The 11,897-nt window shown below is 69.3% G+C and carries 8 protein-coding genes; 2 read left to right on the top strand and 6 right to left on the bottom strand.

The window, feature by feature from the left end; translation table 11 throughout:
* The 5 genes from D7X74_RS04025 to D7X74_RS04005 all read right to left on the bottom strand — a co-directional run bounded on the left by D7X74_RS04025 (nucleotide 1) and on the right by D7X74_RS04005 (nucleotide 8,807).
* Entirely contained in the window at nucleotides 1-1,143 is a 1,143-nt protein-coding gene (locus D7X74_RS04025) for a (2Fe-2S)-binding protein (RefSeq protein ID WP_120531578.1), read from the bottom strand.
* Entirely contained in the window at nucleotides 1,140-3,950 is a 2,811-nt protein-coding gene (locus tag D7X74_RS04020) for a xanthine dehydrogenase family protein molybdopterin-binding subunit (RefSeq protein ID WP_120531577.1), read from the bottom strand. The genes D7X74_RS04025 and D7X74_RS04020 overlap by 4 nt, the downstream gene beginning before the upstream one ends.
* A 65-nt stretch (nucleotides 3,951-4,015) precedes the next feature.
* A complete protein-coding gene (gene ileS, locus D7X74_RS04015; protein WP_120531576.1) occupies nucleotides 4,016-6,910 on the bottom strand; it encodes an isoleucine--tRNA ligase in 2,895 nt (964 codons plus the stop codon).
* An 89-nt stretch (nucleotides 6,911-6,999) separates the two neighbouring features.
* Complete coding sequence (locus D7X74_RS04010) at nucleotides 7,000-7,335, bottom strand: hypothetical protein (protein ID WP_158622175.1); 336 nt, start codon at nucleotides 7,333-7,335, stop codon at nucleotides 7,000-7,002.
* A 38-nt stretch (nucleotides 7,336-7,373) separates the two neighbouring features.
* A complete protein-coding gene (locus tag D7X74_RS04005) occupies nucleotides 7,374-8,807 on the bottom strand; it encodes a sigma 54-interacting transcriptional regulator (RefSeq protein WP_199732682.1) in 1,434 nt (477 codons plus the stop codon).
* A 77-nt stretch (nucleotides 8,808-8,884) separates the two neighbouring features.
* Here D7X74_RS04005 and D7X74_RS04000 point away from each other — a divergent pair, with 77 nt between their 5' ends.
* Together D7X74_RS04000 and D7X74_RS03995 are read left to right on the top strand one after the other, a co-directional pair.
* Complete coding sequence (locus D7X74_RS04000; protein ID WP_120531574.1) at nucleotides 8,885-9,904, top strand: RimK family alpha-L-glutamate ligase; 1,020 nt, start codon at nucleotides 8,885-8,887, stop codon at nucleotides 9,902-9,904.
* A gap of 202 nt (nucleotides 9,905-10,106) precedes the next feature.
* Nucleotides 10,107-10,778: a DsbA family protein gene (locus D7X74_RS03995; protein WP_120531573.1), complete on the top strand. Its 672-nt coding sequence runs from the start codon at nucleotides 10,107-10,109 to the stop codon at nucleotides 10,776-10,778.
* 63 nt (nucleotides 10,779-10,841) lie between these two features.
* On the opposite strand, the gene D7X74_RS03990 is transcribed toward D7X74_RS03995, so the two are convergent.
* Nucleotides 10,842-11,840 (bottom strand): hypothetical protein, encoded by a 999-nt coding sequence (locus tag D7X74_RS03990; protein ID WP_120531572.1) that lies wholly within the window; start codon nucleotides 11,838-11,840, stop codon nucleotides 10,842-10,844.
* Between the last annotated feature and the right edge of the window lie 57 nt (nucleotides 11,841-11,897).

The following is an 11,897-nucleotide window of genomic DNA, read 5'->3' as shown; positions in this document are numbered from 1 at the left end:
TCAGCGGCTCCGGGGGACCGTGGCCCACACTTCCGGGCCCCGGGGTTCGTTCTTCTCCAGCACCAGATCGAAGGTGAATTCCACCGTGCGCGCCAGCCGGAGGAAGAACTCCTTGGCGAAGGAATCGACGGAGAGGCCCAGGTCCCGCATGTCCAGCGTCACCGGAGCGCGCGAGGTGATGCGCAGGCTGGTGCCCTCCAGCACCGTCACCACCGCATCCGCCGTCACCGGCAGCTTGATGCCGGCCGCACAGACGCGCCCCCGGATGTTCACCGGGATGGCCGTGCCGAAAGGCACCGCATCCAGTTGGTAGCGGCCGTCCAGCGTGTCCACCGAGTCCAGCGTGAAGTCCACGGACTCGAGGGTCTTGAAGAAGAACTTCCCCAGGTTGAAGTCGCGGACCGGCTCACCCGTGCGCACGGAGCGGGTCTTCGCGCTCACCTGCGCGGTGCAGGTGTCCAGGCGGAGCCACTCCTCGAACCGGATGGTCGCCTCCACCTCGTCCAGGAAGCCCACGAGCGCCTTCTCCTCCAGGTCGTTCGAGGACTGCTTGCGCACCCGGAAGGTGACGACCGAGCGCTGCGGCTCCGCTGGCCCCGGCGTCTCACAGGTGAGCCGCGGGTCCGCGAGGATGGTCTTCTTGATGGCCTCCGCGTACTTCACATACCCCGTGCAACGACAGACGTTCCCGGAGATGGCCTGACGGATGCGATTGTCCAGCTGGGCCACGGGGATGGGCCTGCGGGCCAGCTGATCCATCAGCACGTCGGCCGCCATCAGGAAGCCCGGGGTGGAGAACCCGCACTGGAAGGAATAGCACTCCAGGAACTCGCGCTGCAGCGGGTGGAGCTGCTCGCCCGGACCCGGGAGTCCCTCCACCGTCGTGAAGTGCAGCCCTTCGATGGAGTCCATGCGCGCGTAGCACGCCAGCATGGCCATCTTGGGACTGCCGGGCGCCTTCTGCGCCACGACCTTGCAGGCCCCGCACGAGCCGATGCCGCAGCTGAGCTTCGTGCCGGTGAGGTTGAGCTGTTCATGCAGCACGTCGACGAGCAGGTCCTCTCCCGACGCGACGACGGTCCTCGGGGTGCCGTTGACGTGGAGGGTGTATTCGCGCTCGGTGCGATTGAGGGACTCGGTCATGGCTTCAGCGCCTCCAGCACGCGCGCGGGGGTGAAGGGCAGGACGCTCAGGCGTACTCCCGTGGCATGGGCGACCGCGTTCGCGATGGCCGGCATCACCGTGGTCATCACGGCCTCCGCGATGCCCTTCTTCCGGATGGGAGGGCCGGACTTCAGGATCTGCTGTCCTTGCGGAAGCGTCAGCAGCCGCAGCTGCACGCCCGAAGGTGGCATGTGCGTCGCCCGGGGGACCGGATAGCGGTGCAGGTTGAGCAGGCCGTCCACGCCGACGGGCGCCGGAGGGATGTTCTCGAACAGGGTCATCCCCAGTCCCATCGCGAAGCCACCGTCCACCTGGCCTTCGAGGATCTTCTGGTGGTGGACCTCGCCCGCGTCCAGCAGGGTGACGGCGTCCACGACATCAATCACCCCGGAGCGGGTGTTCACCGTCACCGCGATGAGATGACCGGCCGACGCGTAGACGCTGCGGACGTGGTGCTTCGCGTCGTTCGCCACGCCGTCGAAGGGGACGTCCACCCGGGCGACGTGCCGGTAGCCCTTCACGTCATCGGCATCGCCTCCGTGGAGGACGGCGAGCCCGTCGATGTAGCGCAGCCGCGTCGTGCCCCCCACGGTGTACTCCGAACAGGCGTACGCGTTGCGGTAGTAGGTGTGCACGATGGCGCCGGTGCACAGGCCGTCCTCCTTCGCCCGGGCGTGGGCCCTGGCCGCGAGGTCCTCCATGGGAATGGGACAACGGCCCGACGCCACCAGCTTCCCATCCTCCCAGTGGGCGTCCTCCGGGACGTCGCCCCAGATGGCCGCCGCGCACGGCTTCAGGCCGTGATCGAAGACGACCCGCGCGGCCTCCTCGACCGCGTGGATGTGGAAGAACGCCGTCACCGAAGCACTCATCGTGTTGTCCAGCTTCGGCGTGTTCCGCGGCTGGCCCGGGGCGTAGGCGCCCTTGGTCAGCCGGATGTGTTCGGAGTCGAAGCGGCCCAGCACGCCCATGACGACCCGGGACGCATCCCGGCCCAGCAGCGGTCGGGTGGCGATGGCGAGCGAAGTCTCACTGCCCTGCCCCATCTCGATGGCGGTGGAGCGCACCGTCACCTCGCCCGTCGGACCGATGCTGACCTCGGCGAAGACCGCGTCCTCGCTGGTGCCAATCGCTTGCATCGCGCAGGCGAACCCGACGCCGTACTTCACCAGCCCGTTGCCCCGGGCGGCGTACTCGGCCCGCTTCGCCTCCCGCCCGGTCCAGAGCGGCTCCTTCGCGGCCAGTGCGCAGAGATGCTCGGTGTCCAGATGGTGCCGCAGCTCGAAGCCCGTGATGTCGACGTCGTTCTGCTTGAGCAGCTTCTCGCGCCGGAACGCGATGGGATCCACGCCAACCGTGGTCGCGACCTCGTCGATCATGGACTCGATGGCGAAGGCCGCCTGCGGAATTCCGAAGCCGCGCATGGAGCCGGAGGGAGCGCCGTCCGTGCTGATGCCGTAACCGCTGATGGCGTTGTGCGTGAAGCGGTACGGCCCGGCGGCGTGGAGGGCACACAGCTGCACGACGGGCTTGGTGAGGTTCAGCACGCCGCCGCCGTCCATGGAGATGGTCGAGTCGAGCGAGTGGAGGACGTACCCGTCCTCCGGCTTCTCGGGGTCCTTGAGACCGTAGGCCAGCACGTTCTGGACCACGGCGGCGTGTCGCTTGATGCCGCTGAGGAACTGCTCGTACCGGTCAAAAGCCAGGCGCACGGGCCCGTCGCAGAAGAAGGCCGCCAGGGCCAGGTACATCGGGAAGGTGGCGAGGTCCCGTCCCCCGAAGCCCCCGCCAATCGCATAGGTCGTCAGCTCGACCCTGGGGGCCTCATCCTCGGGCCACAGGGCGGTGAGCGTCTCCACGCCTTCCCGGTCCTTGCGCGGAGACTGCGTCCCCGCCGCGATGCGCAGGACCCGCTTGCCTTCACCATCCCGGGTGAGAAAGGCGAGGCCCGTCTCCAGCTCCATGAACATCGGATCGATGCTCTGGCTGAAGAAGGTGCGGCGCAACACGGTCATCCCCTCCTCGGAGACGGACCGGCGGATGGCCTCGCGTGCCTTGTTCGCCTGGAGGTTGATGGCCCGCTTCGCGGGGTCCACGTCCGGCCCCAGCGCGTTGGGGTCGTGGTCCTTGTGCCCCTGGGAGGAGAATTCGAAGTCCTTCACCTGGCTGCGGATGAAGTGGGTGGCGCCGTAGATGGCCTCTTCCTTGGAGACCCTGGCGCCCAGCAGCGGATTGACGAGCCGCTGGATGTCCTGCTGCCACTCCACCCGCGAGCTGGCATCGAAGCGCAGCAGCGGGCTGCCTTCATGTCGGCTGGGGTCCCGGTTCCAGGTGGCGAACTTCCGCAGGTCGTGGCTCTTGCGGAACAGGAGGATGGCCACGGGCTGACCGATGTGGTCCGCGTAGCCGCCGGGCGGGGTCAGCCAGTACATCCCGAAGAAGTCGGGCGCCACGCTCTTGTCCCCCAGCGCCAACCCCTGGGCCGGGTGCACGACCGTCCGAGCCCCACCCCCACCGGGGGGCTTCTGCCTGTACGGCGCCGTGAAACCGCGCGCGTGGAGGTCCGCGGCCTGGAAGACTTCCGGCGGCTGGATCTCCAGCATCGCGAAGACCTCCGCCAGCCGCGCGTCATCCAGTCCCAGATACTTGCGGTCCGCGGAGGTGACGCGAAGCAGGTAGGCGTGACGGCACTCCCCCTCCCAGCCCAGGTCCCGCGTGTTGAAGTCGCGTCCGTAGACCTTCTTGCCGCGGACCTTGTCTTCACGGTCACCAAGGAATGGGGGCATGTGGCCCCATGACCTAACACACCCAAAGTACGGGCATGCATCCCCTCAGGGTGAGACGTCTGTCTTCAGGACAACGCTTCCCGACACTTGAGGCACACCTCGTCGCCCTGCCCCACCGCCTCCGAATACACCCAGCAGCGCGGGCACTTCGTCCCCTGGGCCGGCAGCACCTCCACGGACAGGGACGCGCCGTCACCGAACGCCTGGGACACATCCAGCGCCGTCGCCGCGTCGGAGGCCGTCTGTGCCCATTCCACCTGGCTCACGATGAACAGCCCGGGCAACTCCGACAGGTGCGCCTGGAGCAGCTCCGCCACCGGGCCCGTGGCCGACAGCACCACGCGCGCCTCCAATGACGCGCCAATGCGCTTGTCCCGCCGCGCCACCTCCAGCACGCCCTGCACCGCGCTGCGCACCGCGAAGAGCTTCGCGTAGCGCTCCGCCAGGCCAGGCGCCATCGCGCCCTTCGGCTCCGGGAAGCCCGCCAGGAACACGCTCTCCGTGTGCTCACCCGGCAGGTGCTGCCACGCCTCCTCCGCCGTGAAGCTCATCACCGGCGCGAGCAGCGGCAGCAGCACGGTGACGACCTCATGCAGCACCGTCTGCGCCCCCCGGCGCGCGGGCCCGTCCGCCTTCGCCGTGTAGAGCCGGTCCTTCAGGATGTCGAAGTACACGGCGGACAAGTCGTTGGCGCAGAAGTCCACCACCGTCGCGTAGACGAGGTGGAACTCGTAGTCCTCATAGGCCTGCCGCACCCGGGTCACCACCTGCGACAGCCGCCCGCGCGCCCACTGGTCCAGCGGCGACAGCGCCTCCGCCGGCACCGCGTCCTTCGCCGGGTTGAAGTCGTGCAGGTTGCCCAGCGCGTAGCGCAGCGTGTTGCGGATCTTCCGGTAGCCCTCCGACAGCCCCTTGAGGATGGCATCCGACAGGCGCACGTCGTTGCGGTAGTCGCTGGCCGCCACCCACAGCCGCAGCACCTCCGCGCCGTATTGCTGGATGACCTTGTCCGGCGCCACCGTGTTGCCCCGGCTCTTGGACATCTTCTCGCCGTGGCCATCCACCACGAAGCCGTGCGTGAGACACGCCTTGTAGGGCGCCACGTCGCGCGCGCCCACCGACACCAGCAGCGAGGAATGAAACCAGCCCCGGTGCTGGTCGCTCCCCTCCAGGAACAGGTCCGCCGGCACGCGCTGCCGCTTCTCCAGCACCGCGGAGGCCATGCACGCGGAGTCGAACCACACGTCCAGGATGTCCGTCTCGCGGTGGAAGTCTCCCGTGCCGCAGCGGGGGCAGCGGAAGTCCTCCCCGAGGAAGGCCTTCACCGGCGTGCGGTACCACACGCCCGCGCCTTCCTTCTCCACCGCCGCCGCCACGCGCTCCATCACCTCCGGAGACACCACCGCGTCGTCACACCCGTCGCAGTACGCGATGGGGATGGGCACGCCCCAGCTGCGCTGCCGGCTGATGCACCAGTCCGGCCGGCCCTCCAACATGCCCCGGATGCGCGACTGGCCCCACGACGGCACCCAGCGCACCTTGTCCACCTGCTCCAGCACCGCCTGACGGAACGTCTGCGTGCCGTGGAAGGCCGCGTCCATCGGGATGAACCACTGGTAGGTCGCGCTCTGGATGACGGGCTGGTGGCAGCGCCAGCAGTGCGGATAGCTGTGCGTGACCGTGTCTGACTTGTCATTGAGCAGCGCGCCCCGCTGCACCAAGAGGTCCAGCACGACAGGGTTGGCCTCGAAGACGCGCCGGCCCGCGAGCGCCTCGCCCACCGTGTCGTCGTAGCGGCCGTCCGAGCGCACCGGGTTGTAGATGTCCAGCCCGTACGCGAGCCCCACCTCGTAGTCCTCCTGCCCGTGGCCCGGCGCCGTGTGCACCAGCCCCGTGCCCGCATCCAGGGTGACGTGGCCGCCCAGCAGCACGCGCCCCTGCCGCTCCAGGAACGGGTGCTGGTACGTCACGTGCTCCAGGTCCTCGCCCGTCGCGTACGCGAGGATGCGCGAGGGGTCCACCAGCGCCGGGGACGACACCTCCCCGGTGGGAAGCTGCACGTGCTTCACCGCCAGCTCGTCCGCCTTCACCTCCGCCAGCACCTTCGCCAGCAGGTCCTTGGCCACGCACAGGACGCGGTCCTCCAGCCGGTAGAAGACGTATTCGAACGTGGGGTTCACCGCGATGGCCAGGTTCGCCGGCAGCGTCCAGGGCGTGGTGGTCCAGATGACGAAGGACACGCGCTGGCCGCGCAGCTGCGGCAGCCGCTCACCGAGCGAAGCCCCCGCGTCGAAGGCCACGTACACGGACGGAGAGGTGTGCTCCGCGTACTCCACCTCCGCCTCCGCGAGCGCCGTCTGGTCCTGGAGGCACCACGCCACCGGCTTCTTGCGGCGGTACAACATGCCCCGGCGCGCGAACGTGGCCAGCTCCCGCACCTCCTGCGCCTCGTAGGTGAAGTCGAGCGTCTTGTAGGGCGCGTCCCACGAGCCGAAGACGCCCAGCCGCTGGAACTCCGCCTTCTGGATGTCCACGAACTCCAGCGCGTACTCGCGGCAGCGCTCCAGGAGCGCGTCGCGCGACAGCGTGCGCTTGTCCAGCTTCTGTTCCTTCAGCCGCTTCTCCACCGCCTGTTCGATGGGGAGGCCATGCGTATCCCAACCGGGGATGAAGTCACACGGGCGTCCGGAGAGGTTCCGGTACTTCACCACGATGTCCTTCAACACCTTGTTGAGCGCGTGCCCGGCGTGCAGGTGGCCGTTGGCGTACGGGGGCCCGTCCGCCAGCACGAAGGGCTCACGGCCCGCGTTCTTCTCCAGCAGTTGCTTCCACACCCCGCGCTCCGCCCACCACGTGAGCAGGCGCGGTTCGAGCTGCGACAGGTTCCCCTTCATGGGGAACTCCGTGCGCGGCAGGTGGACGGTGGCGTCGAGGTCCTTGCGGGAGGGGGCGTCGCTCATGGCTCAGCGGCCGTAACATCCTCCCGCCAGGGCTTCAATCCGGACGGCCCGGGGCCGGACGCTCGCGGCGCCCCGCCCCCTGCCCTGCGTCACTCGTCGTGGTGATCCTCGTCGCCGTCGTGCCCGGTGTGCGCCGGCTTGGCCTTGGGGCCGCCCTTGGGGCACTTCTTGTTGCACTTGGCCATCGCGGTCTTCATCTTCACCGCGCAGCGCTGCATGCAGGCCTGGTTGTCCGACGTCGCCTTCGCGGACGCATGGCCCGGCTTCGGACAGGCGAGGGTGCACGACTGCATCTGCCCCCCCACCGACTGGTTGCAGTTCGTCTGACACTGGTTGGGCGCGCCGGCGAAAGCCGGAGGGGCCAGCAAGGCGACGCCCAGGGTCAGTGCTCCCATCCAGCCACGCACAGCGGTTCGGGTCTTCATGGTCATGATGATGTCCGACGCAGGGCGGGAACTCTACTTCAGCGCGGTTTCAGGCCCTTGGCGTCCAGTTGGTACTTCTTCACCAGCCGCTCGATGGACTTGCGGTGCAGGCCGCTCTCCCGGGCCGCGCGGGACAGGTTGCCCTCGCAGCGGGTGAGGACGCTGGTGACGTACTCCCGCTCGAAGTTCTCCAGCAGCTGCTCCTTGGCGTCCTTGAAGGCCAGGTGCTCGTTGAAGGGCAGCGGCCCCTCGCGGGCCTGGCCCCGGACGCGCGGGGGCAGATGGGAGGGGAGAATCTCCTCGCCCTCGGAGAACGTCAGCACGTGGGACAGGACGTTCATCAGTTCGCGCACGTTGCCGGGCCACGCGTAGGCCATCAGCAGGCCCAGGGCCTCCGCGGAGAAGCGCTTGCGGCCGTGCTTGTCCACCACCTCCGGCTCCGCCAGGGCCTGCTTCAGGATGAGCGGGATGTCGTCGCGGCGCTGGCGCAGGGGCGGCAACTGGATGTTGATGACGGACAGGCGGAAGTAGAGGTCCTCGCGGAAGTTGCCCGCGGCGATCTCCTTCACGAGGTCGCGGTGCGTCGCCGCGATGACGCGGACATCCACCTCGATGACGTCGTTGCCGCCCACCCGGCGCACCTCGCGGTTCTCCAGCACGCGCAAGAGCTTGGGTTGCAGGTCCAGGCGCAGCTCGCCCAGCTCGTCCAGGAAGATGGTGCCGCCCTGCGCGCGCTCGAAGGCGCCGGGGCGGCCGGACGTCGCGCCGGTGAAGGCGCCCTTCTCATGGCCGAACAGCTCGCTCTCGATGAGGTTGGGCGGGATGGCGCCGCAGTCCAGCACCACCATGGGGCCCTTCTTGCGGCCGGACAGTTCGTGGATGGCGCTGGAGACCAGCTCCTTCCCGGTGCCCGTCTCCCCCTGGATGATGACGGACACGTCCATGGGCGCGATGCGCTTGATGAGCCCGAACACCTGCCGCATCTTCACGCTCTGGCCCACCATGCCGCACAGCTCGCCCTCGCGGTCGGGCTCCACCGCCACCTCCTCCTCCAGCGGCGCGAAGGTGATGACGGAGGAGCCGGCGCGGATCTGCGAACCCGGGGACAGGTAGGCCCGCTCAATGCGCCGGCCGTCCAGGAAGGTGCCGTTGGTGGAGTTCAGGTCCACCAGCAGGTAGCCGCGCTCGGTGTACTGGACCTCGAAGTGGTGGCGGCTCGCCGTGCGGTCCTCCACCAGCACCAGGTCGTTGCCCGGGTGGGCGCCGCAGCGAAGCCGCTCCTTGTCGCTGGCCATGGAGCGCCCGGTGTCCGGCCCCGCCGTCACCAGCAGCCGGCACTTGTGCAGCTTCACGCTGGCGCGCGGATCCACCACCTGCGTCTCCCCGAGCAGGGAGGACTGGGACGCCAGTTCGAGTCCCACGTCGCCTGGATTCGTGTGGATGTCGTCGGGATGCGGGTTGGAGGCGGTCATCAGTGAACGCGAGGATAGCAAAGGGAGCCCACGCACCATGCCTGACGGCCCGTGCGTGCTAGTGTCCCGCGCCCCGCATGCCCCCCCGAAAAGTGAAGCCGAAGAAGGCGCCCGTCCCGCCTGGAGCGCAGGCACCCGAGCGTGGCGACGCACCGCGCCCACGCCGCCCACGCGCCAAGAAGACCGTGGCCATCCTGTCCCGCAAGCGCTCGCTGTACTCGACGCGCCGGCTGGTGGAGGCCATCAAGGCGCGCGGGCACCGGGCGCTCGTCTTCGACACGCTGCGCTGCTGCCTGATGCTGGCCCAGGGCCGCCCGCGCATGACGTACCGCGGTGCGGAGGTGAAGGGCGTGGACGTGGTGATTCCCCGCATTGGCGCGTCCATCACCGCCTACGGCCTGGCGGTGGTGAACCACTTCGAGATGATGGACGTGCCGGTGCTCAACCCCCCCACCTCCATCGCGCGCAGCCGCGACAAGCTGCGCGCGCTCCAGTTCCTGGCCCGCGCGGGCCTGGACATGCCCAGGACGGTGATGGCGCATGACCGCGGCAACGTGCGCAAGCTGGTGCAGGAGGTGGGTGGCCTGCCCGTCATCATCAAGCTGATCAAGGGCACCCAGGGCGTGGGCGTGATGATCGCCCACACGCTGCCGGAGGTGCAGACCATCCTCGACACCTTCTGGGACCTGGGCCAGGAAATCGTGCTGCAGGAGTTCGTCGCGGAGAGCGAAGGCCGCGACGTGCGCGCGCTGGTGGTGGGCGACACGGTGGTGGGCGCCATGCGCCGCAAGGCGAAGAAGGGCGAGTTCCGCTCCAACATCCACCGGGGCGGCGAGGGCCGCGCCATCGTGCTGCCCCCGGACTACATGGAGGCCGCGGTGAAGGCCGCGCGCATCATCGGGCTGGAGGTCGCGGGCGTGGACATGCTGGAGGGCCGGCATGGGCCGCGCCTGATGGAGATCAACTCCAGCCCCGGCTTCGAGGGCCTGGAGGGCGCCACCGGTCAGGACATCGCCGGGACCATCGTCGAACACGCGTTGGTGTACGCGGGGACCCGGGGCAGTGCGCTCGTCGCGCGCGCGGGGCGTGCGCTCTAGCGGGGGGGCCTGCTAATGGTGTGACAGCAGGCACGCGAGCAGTAAATGGGCGCCTGCCCGCCTGCTTCACGGCGTGCGTGCGAGGCCTCACGGTGCGCACGGTGCCTTGCATGCTCCACAGGAATACGGGAATGCCAACCGGCGCGGATTGTCGGGGGGTGTTGGCAGCGACAGGGATGCGCCTCTAATCTGGCAACCCCCGATGAAAACGCTGCACAAGCCGCTGCAGATCACCGTCTACCAGGATGTGTTGTGCTCCTGGTGCTACCTCGCCGACCTGCGGTTGGACGTGCTTCGCCAGGAGTTTGGCGAAGCCGTCCGCTGGAGCGTGCGACCCTACCCGCTGCGGCTGCACGACGTGCTGCCCACGGAGCGCGAAGTGCGCGGATTGGTGGAAGAGGTGAAGCGCGCCCAGCGCGAAGCCGAACCCACCGCCGCGCTGCTCTCCACGGACCTGTGGCTGGGGGGTGACCCTCCCCGCTCCAGCGTGCCGGCCCTGGCGGCGCTCGAAGCCGCGCGATTGCAGGGTCCGCAGGCGCGGGCCTTCCTCGCGCGGTCCATGCAACGCGCGGCACTGGAACAGGGCGTCAACGTGTCGCGCTCGGACGTGGTGTTCGAGCTGGCATCGCGCGTGGGCCTGTCCATGAACCAGTTCTCCGCGGCCTTCCGGTCGGAAGAGACGCGCCGGCTCATCCACGACGAGCACCGGCTGGCCAACAGCCGCGGCGTGAGGGGCGTCCCCACGCTGGTCATCGGCGGCCGGTGGATGCTGTGCGGCCTGCGCGAGCTCACCGAGTACCGCGAGCACATCCTCGCGTGCCTGGGCAAGGTGACCCTGCCGCGCTCCGGCTCCGCCGAGCGGCTGGTGCACTGATCCTCCCCCCACGGCGCGCCTTCACTTCCTTTTGCGAAGGCGCGCGGTGGAGACGAAAGGACGTCAGCCGTGCAGCGGGCCCGCGACCTCATCCGAACGGGGGCGCAGCGCCAGATACATGCCCGAGATGAGCAGCTGGGCCAGCGCCATGGCGGGGATCAGGCCCACGCAGCAGGCGAAGAAGCCCGCCAGGGCGATGGCGCCCACGAGGAAGCCCACGCCCACCATGGCCAGGCGCTGGCCCCGGGCGTACTCCCAGCAGCGACGCAAGAGCTGCAGCGGGCCCGGCGGCACGTCCTCGTACGCGAGCTCCGGCTGGACGAAGTACAGCGGGAGCGTCACGTAGATGAAGGGGATGAGCAGCACCGCGGAGACACCGCCCATCACCGCCAGCACGGGCGCCACGGCGTCCCAGCGCGCGGCGGGCGACGTGTCCGCGTCCATGTTCCACGGCATGTCCCCCCCGAAGCCCGCGCCCATGGCCACCAGGAACCCCAGGGCGCCCAGGATGAGCAGCGGCACCACGATGATGGCGAAGACGACGAGCATCGTCAGCAGGTACGGCCCCACCTTGTGCATCTGGCTGAAGAGGCGCGCCACGTCCGCGCGCCCTCCCTGCAGCACGTCGAAGCACACGCGCAGGAGGCCCAGCTGCACCAGCCCCTGCACCACCAGCTGCGCCAGGAAGCCCACCAGGCTCAACACGACGGCCAGCACGGTGCTGTCCAGCGCGCTGCCGATGCCCTGGCCCAGGGTCACCAGCAGCTGCGAGCCGAAGGACACGCCGAAGCTGATCAACACCGCCAGCGACAACATGCCCCACTCGCGCTGGAAGATGGGCCAGCACACCTCCCACAGCCCACCAATGCTCCAGTTGTCCCGGTTCAGCGGGAACTCCGCGCCGAAGCGCGCCCGGCACGTGGGGCAGCGCGGGGAGGTTCCGCCCTGGCTGCACGTGTCGCACATGAAGTTGCCGCACCGCGCGCAGGTGCCCGTGGCGACCTGTTCGGGGTGCAGCGCGCAGGACGCCCCCGCCTCCCGTCCGAAATCCATGTCCGACATCCGTGTGTCTCCCTGTGGCGCGGTCCCCGGCCCCAGGCCCTGGGGCGCCCCGTGCGT

The sequence above is a fragment of the Corallococcus sp. CA047B genome (assembly GCF_003612065.1).
Taxonomy (GTDB): Bacteria; Myxococcota; Myxococcia; order Myxococcales; family Myxococcaceae; genus Corallococcus; species Corallococcus praedator.
Note: the sequence above shows the minus strand (reverse complement) of the source record. Positions and strands in the feature narration are given on the sequence as shown.